This is a genomic window from Bacillus sp. FSL M7-0307, assembly GCF_038627835.1.
Lineage (GTDB): Bacteria > Bacillota > Bacilli > Bacillales > Bacillaceae > Bacillus > Bacillus altitudinis.
This window is the reverse complement of the sequence record NZ_CP152023.1, coordinates 1,876,470-1,896,882: the sequence shown is the minus strand read 5'-3', so window position 1 is coordinate 1,896,882 and position 20,413 is coordinate 1,876,470. Positions and strand designations below refer to the sequence as shown.

Annotated in this window: 13 protein-coding genes; 7 read left to right on the top strand and 6 right to left on the bottom strand. The window is 42.3% G+C overall.

What is annotated here, in order from left to right; translation table 11 throughout:
• Positions 1 to 687: a glycoside hydrolase family 11 protein gene (locus tag MHI41_RS09515; protein ID WP_007500674.1), complete on the top strand. Its 687-nt coding sequence runs from the start codon at positions 1 to 3 to the stop codon at positions 685 to 687.
• Between the two features lie 46 nt (positions 688 to 733).
• On the opposite strand, the gene MHI41_RS09510 is transcribed toward MHI41_RS09515, so the two are convergent.
• On the bottom strand, positions 734 to 2,773 hold the full coding sequence (locus MHI41_RS09510; protein WP_342494149.1) for a molybdopterin oxidoreductase family protein: 2,040 nt from the start codon (positions 2,771 to 2,773) through the stop codon (positions 734 to 736).
• Positions 2,774 to 2,891: 118 nt separating this feature from the next.
• A complete protein-coding gene (locus MHI41_RS09505) occupies positions 2,892 to 4,088 on the bottom strand; it encodes a cytochrome P450 (protein ID WP_317327483.1) in 1,197 nt (398 codons plus the stop codon).
• A 423-nt stretch (positions 4,089 to 4,511) separates the two neighbouring features.
• Here MHI41_RS09505 and proC point away from each other — a divergent pair, with 423 nt between their 5' ends.
• The 3 genes from proC to MHI41_RS09490 are packed head-to-tail and all read left to right on the top strand — an operon-like array spanning position 4,512 to position 7,790.
• Positions 4,512 to 5,357, top strand: coding sequence for a pyrroline-5-carboxylate reductase (gene proC / locus MHI41_RS09500; RefSeq protein WP_135227083.1), 846 nt, complete (start codon positions 4,512 to 4,514; stop codon positions 5,355 to 5,357).
• A 27-nt stretch (positions 5,358 to 5,384) separates the two neighbouring features.
• Positions 5,385 to 6,503, top strand: a complete 1,119-nt coding sequence (gene proB, locus MHI41_RS09495; RefSeq protein WP_019743320.1) for a glutamate 5-kinase — start codon at positions 5,385 to 5,387, stop codon at positions 6,501 to 6,503.
• A gap of 18 nt (positions 6,504 to 6,521) precedes the next feature.
• Entirely contained in the window at positions 6,522 to 7,790 is a 1,269-nt protein-coding gene (locus tag MHI41_RS09490; RefSeq protein WP_182489390.1) for a glutamate-5-semialdehyde dehydrogenase, read from the top strand.
• Positions 7,791 to 7,989: 199 nt separating this feature from the next.
• On the opposite strand, the gene MHI41_RS09485 is transcribed toward MHI41_RS09490, so the two are convergent.
• Positions 7,990 to 8,559, bottom strand: a complete 570-nt coding sequence (locus MHI41_RS09485; protein WP_342494148.1) for a GNAT family N-acetyltransferase — start codon at positions 8,557 to 8,559, stop codon at positions 7,990 to 7,992.
• Between the two features lie 88 nt (positions 8,560 to 8,647).
• Between MHI41_RS09485 and MHI41_RS09480 the strand changes: the two genes are divergently transcribed.
• The gene (locus MHI41_RS09480) at positions 8,648 to 9,469 is read left to right on the top strand and encodes a MerR family transcriptional regulator (RefSeq protein ID WP_342494147.1); all 822 of its coding nucleotides are present in this window, start codon (positions 8,648 to 8,650) and stop codon (positions 9,467 to 9,469) included.
• A 59-nt stretch (positions 9,470 to 9,528) separates the two neighbouring features.
• Here MHI41_RS09480 and MHI41_RS09475 read toward each other — a convergent pair whose 3' ends face one another.
• From MHI41_RS09475 to MHI41_RS09465, 3 genes are all read right to left on the bottom strand, one after another.
• Complete coding sequence (locus MHI41_RS09475) at positions 9,529 to 11,358, bottom strand: ABC transporter ATP-binding protein (RefSeq protein ID WP_146271430.1); 1,830 nt, start codon at positions 11,356 to 11,358, stop codon at positions 9,529 to 9,531.
• Complete coding sequence (locus MHI41_RS09470) at positions 11,355 to 13,088, bottom strand: ABC transporter ATP-binding protein (RefSeq protein WP_148943912.1); 1,734 nt, start codon at positions 13,086 to 13,088, stop codon at positions 11,355 to 11,357. Before MHI41_RS09470 ends, MHI41_RS09475 begins: the two co-directional genes overlap by 4 nt.
• A 94-nt stretch (positions 13,089 to 13,182) precedes the next feature.
• On the bottom strand, positions 13,183 to 14,085 hold the full coding sequence (locus MHI41_RS09465) for a LysR family transcriptional regulator (RefSeq protein ID WP_024718330.1): 903 nt from the start codon (positions 14,083 to 14,085) through the stop codon (positions 13,183 to 13,185).
• A gap of 153 nt (positions 14,086 to 14,238) precedes the next feature.
• On the opposite strand from MHI41_RS09465, the gene gltB reads away from it, so the two are divergent.
• Both gltB and gltD read left to right on the top strand, forming a co-directional pair.
• Positions 14,239 to 18,810, top strand: coding sequence for a glutamate synthase large subunit (gene gltB / locus MHI41_RS09460; protein WP_272511610.1), 4,572 nt, complete (start codon positions 14,239 to 14,241; stop codon positions 18,808 to 18,810).
• A gap of 16 nt (positions 18,811 to 18,826) precedes the next feature.
• On the top strand, positions 18,827 to 20,311 hold the full coding sequence (gene gltD, locus MHI41_RS09455) for a glutamate synthase small subunit (RefSeq protein WP_008346585.1): 1,485 nt from the start codon (positions 18,827 to 18,829) through the stop codon (positions 20,309 to 20,311).
• Positions 20,312 to 20,413: the final 102 nt, after the last annotated feature.

Genomic DNA, 20,413 nt, shown 5'->3' with positions numbered 1-20,413 from the left:
ATGAATTTGAGAAAATTAAGACTGTTGTTTGTGATGTGTATTGGACTGACGCTTATACTGACGGCTGTACCAGCCCATGCGAGAACCATTACGAATAATGAAATGGGTAACCATAGCGGGTACGATTATGAATTATGGAAGGATTATGGAAATACCTCGATGACACTCAATAACGGCGGGGCATTTAGTGCAGGCTGGAACAATATCGGAAATGCTTTATTTAGAAAAGGGAAAAAGTTTGATTCCACTAGAACTCACCATCAGCTTGGCAACATCTCCATCAATTACAACGCAAGTTTTAACCCAGGCGGGAATTCCTATCTATGTGTCTATGGCTGGACACAATCTCCATTAGCAGAATATTACATTGTTGATTCATGGGGCACGTATCGTCCAACAGGAGCGTATAAAGGATCATTTTATGCTGATGGAGGCACATATGACATTTATGAAACAACCCGTGTCAATCAGCCTTCCATTATCGGGATCGCAACCTTCAAGCAATATTGGAGTGTACGTCAAACGAAACGTACAAGCGGAACGGTCTCCGTCAGTGCGCATTTTAGAAAATGGGAAAGCTTAGGGATGCCAATGGGGAAAATGTATGAAACGGCATTTACTGTAGAAGGCTACCAAAGCAGCGGAAGTGCAAATGTGATGACCAATCAGCTGTTTATTGGCAACTAAAAAAGTCAAAGAAAAGAGCCGGGAGCAAAACTCCTGGCTCTTTCTATCATAATTTTTCAACTTCGACTCTGCCGGAAAAGAACGTCGCACCACCGCCCATATCTGCCAAACGATCAGGTGTGAGGCCATTCACCAAATGTTTTTTGCCTTTTTGGTCTGCCCATAATCCCTGACTGACAACAACACCAGATAACACATTTTGTCCGACTGACACGATCAGCTCGCATTCTCCTCGATCATTCAGCACACGAACCATATCCCCATCTTCAATCTGTCTTTCTTTTGCATCTTGTTCATTCATATGAAGCTTCGGAAATTTCTCAAGCTTTTGATGCTTCTCATGAAGAGAGAAGGTGGAATTAAGAAAATTATGGTTTGGTCCCGGTATAAACGTTAGTGGATAATCACTTTCCTTGAATAAAGGTACATAGGTTGGAAGGGCTGGATATCCATCTTTTTTCATTTGTTCAGAGTAAAGTTCAATTTTCCCGCTTGGGGTAGGAAGCTTTAAATCTTCGAAAGGCCCTCGTTTTGCTTTGATCCACTTTTTCTCTTTTAACGCTTGATATGAAATGTTTTCATAGTGCGGGTTTTCAGGATGATGAAGAGCTTGTTCCATTAGTTCCGCATCTGTCTCTTTAAAGGCTTCATCTTCAAAGCCCATCGCATGAGCCAAAAGACGAAACACTTCAGTGTTTGATTTGCTTTCTCCATAACGTTCTATAACAGGTTCTTGAATTTGAATGTAATGATGCCAGTAAGAAGTATAAAAATCCTCGTTTTCAAAGGCAGATGTCGCTGGCAGAACAATATCCGCATAAGTAGCTGTCTCTGTCATGAACAAGTCATGGACAACCGTAAATAAGTCTTCCCGCATTAAACCGTCTCTTACTTTATTTGCTTCAGGTGTCACAACAGCCGGGTTGCAAGAGTAGACAAAAAGAGAATCAATAGAAGGTTCTGCGTTCGTTAGCACGCTGCCCAGCTGATTCATATTAAATGTTCTAGGTTCGCGTTCCTTTAATAATTCCGGTCGCTGAAGAGCGGTTTCATTATAACTAAGAAAAGAAGAGTTCGATTTCATCGCACCGCCGCCTTTGTGCAGCCATTGACCGGTGAGGGCAGGGAGGCAGGAGATGGTTCGAATACTCATGCCGCCATTATCGTGATGCTGAAGCCCATTGCCAATACGAATGAGAGACGGCGTTGTCTCTGCGTACATTCTCGCAAGTGAGATGATGTCTTCTTTAGGGACACCCGTGATTTGTTCAACCGTTTCTGGATCGTACTGCTTCACATGCTCGCGAAGCTCATTGTGACCGACCGTGTAAGTCTCTAAAAATGACGCATCTGTGCGGTCTTCTTTAAAAAGGACATGCATGATCCCAAGAGCTAGCGCACTATCAGTGCCAGGGCGAAGCGGAATGAACCAATCTGCCATCCGGCCCGTTTGGTTTTTGTGCACATCAATGACGACAATTTTAGCCCCTTGCTTTCGAGCTTTTTGTGCCAACGTGATTTGATGCATATTGGTTGAAACCGCATTGATGCCCCAAAAGATAAATAGTTTTGTATGAATGGTTTCTTCTGGGTCTGTCCCAATGCTTGCGCCCATTGTATATTTATAGCCAGTTGTTCCGGCTGACTGACAAATGGTTCGGTCTAGCTGACTTGAGCCAAGTCGATAGAAAAAGCGGCGGTCCATTCCTTCTGCATTAAGATTCCCCATATTCCCATAGAAGCTGTAAGGCAAAATGCTTTCTGGTCCTTTTTCTTCGATCAGCTTTGTCCATTTTTGACGAATGGTTTCAATCGCTTCTTCCCACGTAATTGGTGCAAACTGCCGGTCACCTTTTTGACCTACACGTTTTAATGGTGTTGTCAGACGTTTTTCATCATATAAACGAGCTGTGACATTCCGCACTTTATTGCAAATGTTTCCTTGAGTGACTGGATGATCTGGATCTCCTTGAACTTTAACGATCTTTCCGTTCTCTTTATGTATTAAAAGACCGCACTGATCAGGGCAATCTAACGAACAAACTGATTTGAATATTCCGTCTTTCATTGCTGTGTAATCGGTCATACGTTTAGCTTCCTTTCCGAATTCCGTGATCACTGTACATATGGATTTTATTTTAGCATGTTCAGACCAGGAAGGTAAGGATAAGCATATGAAAAAAAGCCCCTGATGAAAGGGGCTTTTAAAAACGGGTGACCTGCACAGGGAATTCTTTGACCCCAAAAACAAACGTGCTTTGAATTGGTTTCAGCTGATCTGCCGCACGGGTGATTTCTCGAAACGTACGGAGTAAAATCTCAAGTGCTAGATGAGCCTCAAGCCGGGCGAGAGGAGCACCAAGACAAAAATGGATGCCGAAGCCAAAGCTCAAATGCGGATTTGATTTTCTGTCAAGACGAAACGTATCTGGATCGTCAAACTTCCGTTCATCACGATTCGCAGATGCCACCCAGCTGATGAGATAGTCTCCTTTTTCAATGTGAGAACCGGCAATCTGAACATCCTCTGCTGCAACTCGCCCAATCGCTTGAACAGGCGGATAATAGCGCAGCGTTTCCTCCGTCAATTGAGGAATGAGAGACAGGTCTTGCCGCACTGATTCGGCGATATGCGGCTGTTCTGTTAAAAGTCGTACGGCATTTGTGATTAAATTAGTCGTTGTTTCATTACCAGCAACGAGTAAGAGTATACAAAAGCCAAGCAGTTCATTTTCTGATAAACGCTCACCGTCAATTTCCGCTTGGATGAGAAGGGAGATTAAATCATCGGCTGGTGTTTCTTTTCGTTTTTGGATCAAATGAGCAAAGTACGCTGACAGCTCTTTTTCTGCTTGTTTTTGCATGTCGACAACGGCTTGAATAGCTTCTTTTGAATCATCTTTGGCTCCTGCAACTAGAGCATCTGAATGTTTTTTGATCAGCTCTCTGTCTTTCACTTCTGCACCGAGAAGCTCGGCGATGATCATGACAGGTAGGGGAGCGGCCAGATCTTGCACAATATCGAAGGTCCGTTGATCCTTTACTTGATGTAATAGATCATGGGTCAAGTCTTTGATCTTTTCTTCTATTTGTTTGATCGCTTTTGGCGTGAAGGCTTTATTGACGAGTGCTCTCATTTTGGTATGTTTTGGAGGGTCCATTGTTAAAATACTCGTTTTAGATGTACTTCTTCCTCGCTGTGATGAAAACACTTTTGGCTGCTTCAGAACGGACTGAATATCAGCATATCGAAAGAGATCCCAGCACTTTCTCGTTTCATCGTATCGAATATCACCCTGCGATCGTAATTCATTGTAGATAGGGAATGGGAAAAGAAGGTCATCAGTAGATCGGATTTCTTTCATTGGGATGACATTGACGTAATTTTCTTTTACTTTCATTATGAACGCTCCTTTTTCACTTGATTTCCCTTTCACGGTATCACCACGAAAAACGCATTTCAACGGACATGTTTTCTAAAATATGTCAATAGTCTAATCGAAAGATTCAAACACATTCATCCTATAGGAAAATAGAAAGTCATCAAAAATGATAGCGCTTTCTAAAAACTAGAATTGAAGTCACCGAAACCAAAAATAAAATGGTGAATTCAGTCGAACGAAAGGGTACTATGATTCAAATCTGTATAGTTCTTTTGATCTAAATTGATGATTTAAAAAAACACGGCTAACATACATACCGCAAGCTGTTCAGCGCGTATTCGGGACTTTTGAAAAGCGCTGGCTCTTTCTTGACACGATTTCTCATCATGTTACGATAACTAACGTGCGAAAAACACGAACAAAAAGCGAACAAGGGAGAGGATCAATATCATTGATCAAAAGAAAGTTGCTTTCATTGGAGCAGGTTCTATGGCGGAAGGAATGATTGCAGGTATTGTGCGATCAGGTCAGATGCCGCTCAGCCAAATTTACGCAACAAACAAGCAAAATAAGCAGCGATTAAACGAACTAACGAAACGCTACGGAATCCAAACAGCCACAATGGATTCATTTCCTTTTGAAGAAATGGATATGTTGATCCTGGCGATGAAGCCAAAGGATGCTGAAACAGCACTTGAATCATTAAAACCTCATATTCAGAAAGATCAGCTCATCCTGTCTGTACTTGCAGGTGTGAAATCATCGTATATTGAAGACATGCTGCATGAAGGGCAGCCTGTTATGCGAGTAATGCCAAATACGTCAAGTACGATTGGGGCGTCGGCGACCGCTTTATCTGCTGGACGTTATGTGAAAAATGAACATGTAAGCACGAGTCGGGCTCTTTTATCTGAAATGGGAGAAGTGTATACCATTCAGGAAGAGCAAATGGATATTTTCACAGGAATTGCCGGAAGCGGTCCAGCTTATTTTTATTTCTTAATGGAAAGAATCGAAGAAGCTGGAGAAGAAGCTGGCTTATCAAAAGAAATGTCCCGTCAAATCGGTACACAGACACTTCTCGGTGCAGCGAAGATGCTGCAAGAAACAGCTGAAAACCCTTCTGTCCTCAGAGAAAAAATTACGTCACCTAATGGAACAACTGCTGCAGGACTAGATGCATTAGATGATTTTGGCGGAGGAGAAGCCATCAAGCAGGCCGTCAAACATGCCGCCAATCGATCAAAAGAAATAAGTGAACAGCAAAAACAAAAAGTAACGATATAAATAGAGCCTCAATACAGGAGTGATAAGGTGTACGCAGATAAAGAGAGAAAACGAATTGTTGTGAAAATCGGAAGCAGCTCTCTTACTAGCTTTCAAGGTGAGATTAGTTTAAAAAAACTAGAAAACCTCGTCAATCAAATTGTAAAACTCAAAGATGAAGGACACGAAGTCATTTTGGTCTCATCTGGTGCGGTTGCAGCTGGTTACCGAAAATTAGGATTTATTGATAGACCGAAAACACTGCCAGAAAAACAGGCGTCAGCCTCAATAGGGCAAGGGCTTTTAATGGAGTCATATTCTACTTTATTTTTATCGCACGGTTATATTGCTTCACAGCTATTAATTACAAGAAGCGATTTTTCAGATGAAACGCGCTATCAAAATGTGCGAAATACAATGAATGTGTTATTAGATCGAGGGATCATCCCGATTATTAATGAAAATGATACAGTGACGATCAATCGTTTGAAGTTTGGAGATAATGATACATTGTCTGCAAAAGTAGCTGGACTGATTGATGCGGATTTCCTCGCTATTTTATCTGATATTGACGGCTTGTATGAAGATAACCCTCATACAAATCCGAATGCGAAGAGAATTCTCGAAGTCACAGAAATCACAGAAGACATCGAAGCAGCCGCTGGAGATGCGGGAAGCAGCGTTGGCACAGGCGGAATGAAATCAAAACTCGATGCCTTTAAAATTTCAATGGCCGCAGGCATCAATGGCTTTTTGGGAAAAGCCGATACGCCTCACATTTTAGACAAAGCCATCAATGGGACAGAGGACGGCACTTATTTTACAGCTGACGAAAATTTAGCGCCGCTGAATTATAAAAAACAGTGGATTGCTTTTCATTCTGGACCAAAAGGCGAAATCGTTGTTCAAGAGAAAACACAGGAGCTTCTCATGCATCGTGAGAAAAGTCTGGATTCTGACGGCATAGTCGATGTAAAGGGTTCGTTTAAAAAAGGCGATGTTGTCCGTATTTTAGATCAAGATGAAAGAGAAATAGGGCTTGGCATTGTCAATTATGCGTCCGACGAACTCGCACTGAACGGTGACTTGCTACAGGATGAAGTGGTGCATGTCGTAGATCTTGAAGCGTTTGTTTGTCATTTAGATTTATCAATACCAGTTTGCTAATCATAAGGGAGGAATTTCATGACACTGACAGCTGAAGTTGTCACATCGGTCAAAGAAAAAGCGAAAAAAGCAAAGCATGTATCAAAAAAACTAGGTTTACTTCAAACAGAGGAAAAAAATGAGGCGCTGCTGAAAATAGCAGAAACACTCGAACAGCAAAGTGATTTTATTTTACAGGAAAATCAAAAGGATTTAGAGGCAGGAAAAGAAAAGGGCTTCTCTGAAGCATTAATGGATCGATTAATGTTAAATGAAGAGAGAATTCATGAGTTTGCGGAAAGTTTGCGGCTTGTGACGAGATTAACAGATCCTGTTGGAGAAATATTGGATGAATGGACTCTTGAGAACGGCTTACATGTGAAAAGCCGAAGAGTACCGCTCGGCGTGATCGGGATGATCTATGAAGCGAGACCGAATGTCACTGTCGATGCAGCAGGGCTTGCCCTTAAGGCAGGCAACTCAGTGATTTTAAAAGGCGGTTCCTCCGCTATTTCTTCCAACAAAGCCATCGTCCGCGTCATTCATGAGGCATTGGATCAAACAAAGATTCCTCGTGATGCGGTACAGTTTATTGAACAAACAGACCGTTCATCGGTTCAAGCGATGTTTCATCTAAAAGAATGGATAGATGTTTTAATTCCGAGAGGCGGGGCTTCTTTAATCAAAACAGTTGTAGAAGAATCGACCATTCCAGTTCTTGAAACAGGGACAGGGAACTGCCATGTTTTTGTTGATCAAACAGCGAATGTGGAAAAAGCCATTCAGATTGTCATCAATGCGAAAACAAATCGCCCGGCCGTTTGTAATGCGCTTGAGACTCTGATCGTTCATCGCGATTGGCTGAAAGAAAATGGTGCAGCATTGAATGAAGCACTGCTTCAGCACCAAATCACTGTGCATGGAGATCAAGACGCTCAATCCTTCTTTTCCGAAGCGGTTCCTGCGGAAGAAGTAGATTGGACAGATGAGTATTTAAGTCTTGATCTTGCGGTGAAAGTGGTTGACTCAATTGAGGACGCCATTCACCACATTGATCAGTACGGGACCAAACATTCAGAAGCCATCATAACAGAGGATGAAAAAAACGCACAAATCTTTCTAAACGAAGTCGATGCGGCCGCTGTTTACCATAACGCATCTACACGTTTTACAGATGGCGGTGCACTAGGATATGGCGCTGAAATTGGCATTTCTACTCAAAAACTGCACGCAAGAGGGCCAATGGGACTTCCTGCACTGACAACAACAAAGCTGCTTCTATCTGGTGATGGTCAGATTAGAAGCTAGAATGAATGTAACGAACACTACCTTTCTCCTTGGGGTAGTGTTTTTTTAGTGTATGAGAAAAGAAGAGAGAAAAAGGGGGAACGACATGGAAACGATGCTGAAGCACTGACAACTCTTGAAAAAGAAGACAAAGGGCTAAAGTAAAGTCCATTTTAGCCCTTTGTCAACAATCTGAAATTCCCCATAAGAGGGAGTTTTTTTATGAACTTGAACAATCTTTTTTCATGACTTTCTCAAATTTGAAAAATTCAAATGTCTCAGGTGCTAAAGGGTCATTTTCTTGATTCTTCTCTTGAGGGAAGCTCGGATCTGGATGGTGTAAGTGATAAAACTCAACAATCTGAAACCCGCATTTGTTCACATAAAAATGAATGTTGCGCTTTTCAAAATAAGGAGTGACAACTTCCCACACCTTGGTTTCTGGATATTGCGCCTCAATGGCTTTCCATGCTGCCTGACCAATGCCTCGGCTGTGAGATGATGAAGAGATGTATAACAGGTCCACCGAATTGCGGTGTGTGTGATGGTTGATTTTTAAAACAACCCCTCCTGCCTTTTGACCATTTAGTAAAATATGATAGACAAGGTTCTCTGACGAATAAAAGGATTCATCAATCGACTCATCAGGAGGAATTGGTCCACCTTCTGCATCGCCAAATGCATCAATGATGCCAGCAGTGAAAGCATCTTGCAGTTCCTTTTTCATCAAAGGGAAGTCTTCTTGATTTGCAAGTGATAATGTGACTTGATCTTGTGCGATTTTGTTCATGTGTAAATCCTTTCTCCACATACGTGGTGTTTATGCATGTTATCATAAAGGATGGAGTAACTCCATAGTCAAGAAAGGAGCCTTAAAAATGATGAGCGATGGTCAAAAAACATTTTTAACTGGAGAATTTGCGGCATTATTTGAAGTGAAAAAAGATACACTGCTCTATTATGATAAAATCGATTTGTTTAAGCCGGCAGGTGTTCAGGAAAATGGATACCGTTATTATACATTTGAACAATTTGACCATTTCATGGCCATTCAATCCCTTCGTGCTGTTCAATTTCCGATCAAGCAATTAAAACAATACTTTACTGAGCCTTCTCAAGATAAATTGCAAAGCCTGGCGGTTGATCAAGCAGAAAAGGTCGGGGAGGAGATCCAAAAACTACAGGATATTCAATCTTTTCTTTTTCGTGTGATCGAGACAACGAATGAATTATCATCAGTGAAAACAGGGGAGGTCTTGTTTCAAGAACTGCCAGAGGAACCGATCGTCCTCAGTACATCAAACCCGATTGATTCAAACACACCTGTAGAAGAAATTTCTCGAATTGTAGGAGAATTTCTGAAAGGAATTGGGATTAAAGGTGCTGCGGCAAATGGTTCTGTTTTAAACAAGGAGCAGTTTTTGCAGCGTCATTATCATCAGTCTGATAGGCTGTTTTGCCGAATGGAAGGGCCGGATGCAGTCAAAAAGCCAGCGGGTCTATATGCAGTCATGTATCAACAAGGAACATATGAAGAGATGGAGACTGCCTATTCACGTTTATTAGATCAAATCGAAGCAGAGGATATGATACTGGATGGAGATGTCTTTGAGGAGTATTTACTTCATTCTCTGATGTCTAAAAATGAAGCGGATTACATGACAAAACTCAGTGTGAAAGTCAGAAAACGGGAAGCTTAAGGCATCACAAAAAGGATAGACATGCATTTTTACATACTGTCTATCCTTTTTGGTGCTGTTTAACCGACTTGGTTCTCGGCAAATTGACTCATATAGAGGTCTGCATAAAAACCTTTTTCTTTCAAAAGCTCACGATGAGTTCCTTTTTCAATAATCGTGCCATCTTTCATGACTAAAATGAGATCGGCATCTTTAATCGTTGAAAGTCGATGTGCAATGACGAAGCTTGTTCTGCCGTTCATTAATTCATTCATCGCTTTTTGAATATGCATCTCTGTCCGTGTATCGACACTGCTTGTTGCTTCATCTAAGATTAATATCTTCGGATCAGATAAGATGGCACGGGCGATGGTTAACAGTTGACGCTGACCTTGCGAGAGGTTGCCGGCATCTTCTGTTAAGAGTGTGTCATATCCATCTGGAAGGGTGCGGATGAAATCATCTGCATAGGCATGTTTAGCGGCTTTCAACACATCCTCTTTTGAAACATTCGGTCTGCCATATGCGATGTTGTCATAAATTGTGCCTTCAAAGAGCCATGTATCCTGAAGAACCATCGCAAATAAGTCACGCACTTGCTCTCGGCTGAGGTCGGTTGTTTTTACGCCGCCAATGCGAATGGAGCCTTGATCTAGCTCGTAAAAGCGCATTAACAGATTAATAATCGTTGTTTTTCCAGCGCCTGTTGGCCCAACAATGGCAACCGTTTGTCCTTCTCGGACATGTAAATTCAAATCTTTAATAATGGGTTGATCTTTCTCATAACCGAAGTGAACGTGCTCAAAGGCCACATCTCCGGAAAGGGATTTAAGATCAATCGCTGCATCTTCTTCCGCATGTTCTTCTTCCTCATCCAGAATTTCAAACACCCGTTCAGCAGAAGCGATAGCAGATTGAACTAAGTTTGCAACACTGGATGCTTGCACAAGCGGCTGCGACATTTGCTGTGTGTATTGGATAAATGCTTGCACATCCCCAACACGAATATTCCCGTTAATGACAAGAATTCCGCCAGCAACACTTACCGCCACATAGCCAAGATTCCCAATAAAGGTCATCATCGGCATCATTAAGCCGGAGATAAATTGTGCTTTTCTTGAAGATTCATATAGTTGTTCGTTTAATTGATCAAATGTATCAATGGCTTTCTTTTCATAGCCATACGCACGAACCGTCTGATGTCCTGTGAACATTTCATTAATATGTCCATTGATCATCCCTAGTTCTTTTTGCTGTGCCTTAAAATGCTTTTGCGAAAATGATGTAATGCCACGAATCGCAAACAAACTAAGCGGCAGCGTCAAACAAACAAGCAGCGTCAGTAGCGGACTGATGAAAAGCATCATGACGACAATTCCAATGACTGTAATAACAGATGTAATCACTTGCGTGAGTGCCTGCTGTAAAGAAGTATTAATATTATCAATGTCGTTCATCACCCGGCTCAGCGTGTCTCCGTGTGTTGTTTTATCAAAATAACGAAGGGGGAGACGTGTGAGCTTGTCATTTGCTTCTTGCCTTAATTCAGCAATGGTCTGCTGCGAGACACCCGCCATTACATATTGCTGCACGAATGAGAAGAGAGATGCGACGACATATAATAGAACAAGCAGCAATAAAATGCGTGAAATGACATCGAATTGAACGCCAGTTCCTTGTGTAAAACTTTCAAATAGGGAAGAGGTGGCATCCCCAAGTAATTTTGGACTGATGACATTAAAAACGGTTGAACCGATCGCTGCAATCAGGACAATGATCAGCTGAAATTTTCTCGGTTTTAAATAGCCCGTTAAACGAAGAAGTGTTTTTTTAAATTCCTTCGGCTTTGGTACTGGGCCCCTTGGGTGACCGCCTTTATGTCCCATTCCAGAAGACATTTTTTTACTCATCCTTGCTCCACCTCCTGACCTTCCTGTGATGCGACTATCTCTTGATAGACAAGGTTATCTTTCAGTAACTGTTCATGTGTACCGATACCTGCTATTTTTCCATCATCTAACACAATGATTTTATCGCTATGCTTCACCGTGCTGATTCTTTGAGCCACAATAATCAAAGCAGCATGCTCTTTTTCAGCTTCTAGTGCTGACCGAAGTTTTGCATCCGTTTTGTAATCAAGGGCAGAGAAGCTATCGTCAAACAGGTAGAATGAAGGTTTTCTTACGAGTGCTCTTGCGATCGAAAGACGCTGCTTTTGACCGCCAGAGAGATTCGAACCTCCTTGGTCTATCTCTGCGTGAATTCCGCCATCTTTTTGCAAAACAAATTCTTCGGCCTGTGCCGTCCGCAGTGCCTGCCAAATCTCGTCATCTGTTGCATCGCGTTTGCCAAAGCGCACATTATCAGCAATGGTTCCGCTAAATAAAATGGCTTTTTGAGAAACATAACCCATCTGACTTCTCAGTTTCTCTTGAGGCAATTCTCTAATATCGACACCATCTAATGTAATTCTTCCTTCTGTTGCTTCATAAAAACGTGTCATCAGCTGAAGAAGGGTCGTTTTCCCGGAACCTGTACTGCCAATGATCGCCGTCGTTTCACCCTTTTTGGCTTCAAACGTCATGTCTTGAACGGCTGGTTTTTCAGCATTTGAATAATAAAATGACACATTCTCAAAGCGAATGGACTGGGCCGGCTGATCAAGTTTAGTGACAGCTTCTTTTTTGTCTTTAATTTTTGGTTCTAGATTTAACACTTCATTCATCCGTTTAGCTGATGCCTGAGCTCTAGGCACCATAATAAAACTCATAGAAAGCATAATGAGTGCCATTAAAATCATCATCGCATATTGAATGAAGGCGATCAGATTCCCGACTTCCATCTGTCCGGCATCAATCCGATTAGCGCCAATCCAGACAATGCCGATATTCGTGAAGTTCATGATGATGAGCATAAAAGGAAACAAGTACGCCATTAATCGATTGACCTTAAGGCCAGTATCCTTATACGATGTATTGGCTTCTTGAAAACGTTCCTTTTCGTCATCTACTCGGTTAAACGCACGAATGACCCGAATGCCTGAAAGCGACTCTCTCATAATTAAGTTCAGCCGGTCCGTTTTTTTCTGAAGCTGTCCAAAGAGGGGGATCGCTTTTCTTGACACCAAATAAATGAACCCGCCAAGAAGGGGAAGAGCTGCTAAAAAGATGAGAGATAACACAGCATCTCTAGATACAGCCAAAATAATTCCACCAACGAGCATAAGTGGCGCCCGTGTCATCATTTGTAAGATCATGATCGTGACATCTTGAACTTGTTTCACATCATTTGTTGATCTTGTAATAAAGGAAGATGTCCCGATTTTTTGAAATTCTTCTAATGAGAATTGTTCGACATGCACAAACAGCTGTCTTCTCATATCACGCCCGAAGCCTAGAGCTGTCTTAGATGACAAGTAGGACTTCCAAATCGTGAGCAAGATGGCAAGTAAAGAACAAGCCACCATCCAGCCCCCAACCTTCCATATATAAGCGACATCTCCTTGGACGATCCCGACATCAACGATATCTGCCGTAAGCGTCGGTAAATACAGCTGGAGCATACTGCTTAAAAAGGTGAGAATTACAATGGACACAACGGATAGCCGATAGGGCTTTAAAAACGATAAAATTGATTTCATACGATTACCTTTCTTCCATATAGTCTGTTGTTCTGTAACTCATCATATACAAAGAGGGATTATTTCTACAAATGAAATGTCTTGTTTTAATGAATTATTTATATTGTTCAATTTTTGAAAAGAAATCCTTTACAAACATATAAAAATCATGGGCAGAAGGAGACATCTCTCTCGATTTAGAAGCAATAATTCCGACCGTTCTCCTCACTTGAGGGAAATCAATTGGAATTTTCACTGTAAATCGCGGTGTTGTTTCATAAAAGGCACTTTCGGGTAATAAGGTAACGCCCATACCCGCTGACACGAGACCTTTAATGGCATCCAAATCTTCTCCTTCAGATGAGATAGTAGGCTCATAGCCAGCCTGCTTACAGGCATCAACCGCAATTTGTCTCAGCACATATCCTTCAGGAAACAAAACGAAATGGTCTTTTCTCAAATCACTTAAATGAATACTTCTTTGCCCGCTAAAGGGGTGACTAATAGGCAAAAGGGCATAAATGCTTTCGGAAAACAAGATATTTCCTTCTATTTGAGGATCGTTTGTCGGGACGGGTCCTAAAAAGGCAAGATCAATGTCTCGATTTTTAACAGCTTCAATCAGAAACTTATAGGAACCTTGCCGAAGTAAAAAATCGACCTCTGGATATTCCAGCTTAAATGCGGAAATGACAGAAGGGAGCACTTGGCTTGCTAGACTTGTAGGAAATCCAATGTTCACTGTCCCTTTGTGTGGGTCTAAGTATTCATCAATTTGTTCTTTGGCGTAATCTATCGCTTTTAGGGCGGTTCTGACATGGTCCAAAAATTGTCTGCCGATTTTCGTTAATTTGATATTTCGTCCTTCTCGTTCGAATAAAGCCACTCCAAGTTCTTCTTCTAAATTGGCAATCTGCCGGCTGATGGCAGATTGGGCAACGTGTAAGTTTTCAGCCGCTTCTGACACGTGTTCACGGTCAGCAACTTCTACAAAATAACGTAATTGACGAAGCTCCATTTTTGCACTTCACACCCATCTATCTCAAAAAGAGATTGTTTTGATCTAAATTATATATTGTTTATATCAATTTGAAAACTTAAAATAAGTTACAGAGTTTGTGAGATTTTATTACTGTGAAAAAACGGATCTTTTAAACGGGGGAGAGAAACGATGACTTATAATCAACTACCACAACCACAAGGTCTCTACCGTCCTGAATTTGAACATGATGCATGTGGAATCGGACTGTACGCCCATTTAAAAGGGGAGGCGACACATAGCATCGTCAAAAAGGGATTGCAAATGCTGTGCCAGCTTGATCACCGCGGCGGGCAAGGCAGTGATCCGTATACAGGTGATGGTGCCGGCTTAATGGTACAACTGCCAGACGCTTTTTTTAGAAAGAACTGTCAAGACTTTGCACTTCCTGAAAAGGGCCGTTACGGGGTAGGAATGGTGTTCTTTTCAAAAGATGATGATGCCAAAACGCGTCAAGCGATCGAACAAAAGATCAACGGCTTCATTAAACAAGAAGGGCAAACATTAATTGGCTGGAGAACGGTCCCTGTTGATGCTGGGAAAATTGGAACGGTTGCAGCGAAGAGCTGTCCGGTTGTCCGGCAGGTGTTCATCGGAGCAAACGACAACGTAACAGACCGTTTGTCATTTGAACGAAAATTATATGTCATCCGTAAGCAGGCTGAAAATTGGGGAACAGCAGAGGAAAAACAATTTTACTTTGTCAGCCTGTCTAGTCAAACCATTGTATATAAGGGGCTTTTAACATCAGATCAAGTTGATGCTTTTTATCTTGATCTACAGGATGAAACATTTGTTTCTGCATTTTCACTCGTTCATTCAAGATTTAGTACAAATACATTCCCGACATGGGAACGAGCGCATCCAAACCGTTACTTAATTCATAACGGAGAAATTAACACATTAAGAGGAAACATCAATTGGATGAGAGCAAGAGAACAACAATTCGTGTCTGAAGCCTTCGGAGAAGATCTAGACAAGATTTTGCCAGTGCTGAATGCAGACGGAAGTGATTCATCCATTTTAGACAATGCCTTTGAATTTTTCGTGCTTGCAGGGCGTACTCCTGCTCATACAGCGATGATGCTGATTCCTGAGCCGTGGACGGAGAATACGCACATGTCAAAAGAGAAACGGGCATTTTATGAATACCATAGTTCGTTAATGGAGCCATGGGATGGCCCAACAGCGATTTCGTTTACGGATGGTAAACAAATCGGCGCCATCTTAGACCGTAACGGATTAAGACCTGCGAGATACTATGTGACAAATGACGATCATATCATTTTCTCATCTGAAGTCGGCGTCATCGACACGAATGAAGAAGATGTGAAGTATAAAGACCGTCTTGAACCAGGTAAAATGCTGTTAATCGATTTAGAAGAAGGACGCATTATTTCTGATGAAGAAGTGAAATCTTCGATTGCGAATGAACTTCCTTATCAAAAATGGCTCGATGAAGAAATGGTTCACGTCAATCGCTCTGAAGAAAATTCAGAAAATTCTAGTATAATGAGTGATTTGTTAACGCGTCAGCGTGCTTTCCATTATACGTACGAAGACATTCAAAAGTATTTAATTCCTTTACTCGAAGAAGGAAAGGACCCAATTGGCTCAATGGGAAGTGATACACCGCTTGCTGTGTTATCAGATCGTGCACAGTCGCTGTTTTCTTATTTCAAACAGCTGTTTGCTCAAGTTACGAATCCGCCGATTGATGCCATTCGTGAGCAGCTTGTTACATCGACCATGACTTGGTTAGGTGCAGAAGGAGATATTTTACATCCAAATGAATATTCATGCCGAAGAATTAAACTTTATACACCTGTTTTAACAAGCGGGCAGTTCAACGGCTTGAAAACAATTGTTCATAACGCCTTTAAAAGCAAAACGATTCATACACTTTTCACTGATGACCTAAAACGAGGTCTTGATGCGATGTTTGAAGAGGCAGAAAAAGCCATTCGTGAAGGGGTATCTTTACTAATTCTTTCCGATCGTGACATGACGGAAGAAAAAGTGCCGATTCCACCACTTCTTGCATTGAGTGCACTTCATCAGCATCTTGTGCGTCAAGGCTTACGAACAAAGGTGAGCTTAATCGTCGAATCTGGAGAAGTAAGAGAGGTTCATCATTTTGCCGCACTGATTGGCTACGGTGCAGATGCGATCCATCCGTACCTCGTTTACGAAACATACAAACAGCTTATTGCTGAAGAAGCGATTGCGATTAGCTTTGATGAAGCTGTCACAAAGTTTGGGAAAAGTGTGACTGAGGGCGTCGTTAAAGTAATGTCTAAAGTGGGAATTTCCACTGTCCAAAGCTATCGAGGCGCACAAATTTTTGAAGCAGTCGGCATTAGTGAAGATGTCATCCAGGCGTATTTCACAGGAACAGCTTCTCAGCTAGGCGGTATTGATCTTGACACCATTGCAAGTGAAGCAAAGCTTCGTCATGAAGCAGGGTATCAGGCATCAACTGATCAAACACTAGAATCAGGCAGTGAGTTCCAGTGGAGAAAAAATGGAGAGCATCATGCCTTTAACCCAAAAACCATTCATACCCTTCAGTGGGCATGCCGCAACGAAGATTATGATTTATTTAAGCAATACACGAAGGCAGCAGATGAAGAACGAATTGGTTTCCTTAGAAATCTATTTGCTTTTCATTCAAAACAAAAGCCAGTTCGTCTGGAAGAAGTTGAATCTGCAGAATCCATTGTGCGCCGCTTTAAGACAGGTGCGATGTCATTTGGTTCATTAAGTAAAGAAGCGCATGAAGCACTAGCGATTGCGATGAACCGAATTGGCGGCAAAAGCAACAGCGGAGAAGGCGGGGAAGATCCTGCACGCTTTACAGTAGATGAGCACGGGGATGATCGCAGAAGTGCGATTAAACAGATTGCTTCTGGCCGCTTTGGCGTGAAGAGTCATTACTTAGTCAATGCAGATGAACTGCAAATTAAAATGGCGCAAGGTGCAAAGCCTGGAGAAGGCGGACAGCTGCCAGGAAATAAAGTGTATCCTTGGGTCGCAGACGTACGCGGTTCTACGCCAGGTGTTGGGCTGATCTCACCACCGCCTCACCATGATATTTATTCAATCGAGGATTTGGCTCAACTGATCCATGATTTGAAAAATGCAAACCGTGACGCGCGCATTAGTGTCAAGCTTGTCTCTAAAGCGGGCGTTGGAACGATTGCAGCAGGTGTCGCAAAAGGGACAGCGGATGTTATCGTGATTAGTGGATATGATGGCGGTACTGGGGCTTCTCCGAAAACAAGTATTAAACATACAGGACTTCCTTGGGAGCTTGGATTGGCAGAAGCGCATCAAACCCTTGTCTTAAACGGTCTTCGAGAGCGAGTCGTTCTTGAGACGGATGGCAAATTAATGACAGGACGCGACGTTGTCATGGCTGCGATTTTAGGAGCAGAAGAATACGGCTTTGCGACAGCTCCACTTGTCGTATTAGGATGCGTCATGATGAGAGCATGTCATTTAGATACTTGCCCAGTCGGTGTCGCTACGCAAAACCCTGAACTTCGCAAAAAATTCATGGGTGACCCTGATCACATTGTCAACTTCATGATGTTTATTGCAGAGGAAGTAAGAGAAATCTTAGCTGAACTTGGCTTTACATCAATGGATGAATTGATTGGGCGTACGGATGTTTTATCAGTAAGTGAAAGAGCAAAAGCACACTGGAAAGCAGGACAGCTGAACCTTGAAACCCTGCTTTATCAGCCAGAGGGAGCACGCACATTCAGAACGCCACAAAATCATAAAATTGATGAATCACTGGATATGAATGAGATTCTCCCTTATGTACAGGAAGCGCTCGATCATCAAACACCGGTTGATCTGTCACTAAACATTCGCAACATTCACCGTGTAGCTGGAACGATTACGGGCAGTGAAGTGTCTAAGCGCTACGGAGAAGAAGGTCTGCCAGAGGATACGATTACACTTCGGTTCACTGGTTCAGCTGGACAAAGCTTCGGCGCATTTGTTCCAAAGGGGATGTCTTTATATTTAACAGGTGACTCAAATGACTATATCGGCAAAGGACTCTCTGGAGGCAAAATTGCTGTCAAAACATCTGATCACTTTGTACAAAATGGACATGAGAACGTGATTGTCGGTAACGTTGCATTTTACGGCGCAACAAGCGGAAAAGCTTATATTAACGGCCGTGCAGGTGAACGATTTGCCGTGCGTAATTCAGGTGTCAATGTGGTCGTTGAAGGAATCGGTGATCACGGCTGTGAATACATGACTGGCGGACGTGTTGTCATTTTAGGTGACGTCGGGAAAAACTTTGGTGCAGGGATGTCTGGCGGTATCGCTTACGTGCATACATCTGATGCAAAACAGTTCAAAAGAATGTGTAACATGGAAATGATCATGTTTGAAAAACTGACAGATCACGAAGAAGAACAAGAAGTGAAGCAAATGATTCAGGAACATCTTGATTATACAAACAGCTCAAAAGCAGCAGCGCTTCTAGAGAACTGGGCACAAGAAAAGAATCAATTCATTAAGATCATTCCGAGAAATTACAAAATGATGCTTCAAAGCATTGAGGAACAAAAACAAGCAGGCCTCAGCCACGAGGAAGCCGTTATGTTCGCATTTGAAGCAAACACAAAACCGAAAAATAAAGAAACGGCAAACGGGCAAAAAGCAGCCCTCGCTCATTAAGAAAGGGGAGAGGACAATGGGCAAAGCAACAGGTTTTATGGATTATAAAAGAGAAAAGCCAAATGAACGTGACCCTCTCACTCGTCAAAATGACTGGAAAGAATATTCAGCTCCTTATACAGATGAGGTATTGAAACAGCAGGGTGCTAGATGTATGGATTGCGGAACACCGTTTTGTCAAATTGGGATGGAGATCAGGGGCGGCGTTTCTGGCTGCCCGATCTACAATTTAATTCCAGAATGGAATGACCTTGTCTACCGGGGCAGATGGAAAGAAGCGCTTGAAAGACTGCAAAAAACGAACAATTTCCCTGAATTCACTGGGAGAGTATGTCCAGCACCTTGTGAAGGCTCATGTACCGTCGCGATCAATGATCCAGCAGTATCGATTAAAAATATCGAACGGACGATCATTGATAAAGGCTTTGAAAATGGCTGGATTACACCAAGAATTCCTTCAAGTCGTACAGGGAAAAAGGTTGCGATTGTTGGATCAGGACCAGCAGGACTGGCAAGTGCAGACCAACTAAACCAAGCAGGCCATGCTGTAACCGTGTTTGAACGATCTGATCGTCTAGGTGGACTGCTCACTTATGGTATTCCGAATATGAAGCTCGACAAAGAAGTCGTTGAGCGCAGAGTTAAACTGCTAAGACAAGAAGGCATTGACTTTGTGACCAATACAGAAATTGGTGTGGATATCACGGCTGATGAACTGAAAGAGCAATTTGATGCGGTTATCCTTTGTACAGGTGCACAAAAGCAGCGTGACCTGTTAATTGAAGGCAGGGAAGCAAAAGGGATTCACCTGGCAATGGATTATTTAACACTCGCAACAAAAAGCATGCTTGATTCAGGATTCAAAGATAAAAACTTTATTGACGCAAAAGGGAAAGACGTCATTGTGATTGGCGGAGGAGATACAGGTGCTGACTGCGTTGCAACTGCACTTCGCCAAAAAGCAAAAAGTGTTGTTCAATTCGGAAAGCATCCAAAGCTTCCAGATACACGTGTAGGGGATAACATGTGGCCAGAACAGCCTTATGTCTTCTCTCTAGATTATGCTTACGAAGAAGCACAAGCAAAATTTGGAGAAGACCCGCGGCAATATTCGATTCAAACCACAAAGATTGTGGCTGATAAAAATGGGAAGTTAAAAGAGCTTCATACCATTCAAATGGAAAAGGTGAAAAACGAGCAAGGGAAGTTTGAATTTCATGAGATTCCAGGAACAGAGAAGGTATGGCCAGCTCAGCTAGTCTTTATTGCGATTGGTTTTGAGGGAACTGAACAGCCGCTAGTGAAACACTTTGGCGTGGACAGCAAAAACAATCGGATTGACGCAAAATATGGGGAATATACAACGAATGTAGAAGGCGTATTTGCAGCGGGAGATGCAAGACGCGGTCAAAGCTTGATTGTCTGGGCAATTAACGAAGGCAGACAAGTGGCGCATGAGGTAGACCGTTATTTAATGGGGAGTTCGGTTCTGCCAAAATAGGTCAAACAAAGGGTGTTTACCATATATAGAGAAAAGCCATGACCAAAGAGTGGTCATGGCTTTTTATGATTCAGACATGGTGGGATTTGAAATTCTAGATGA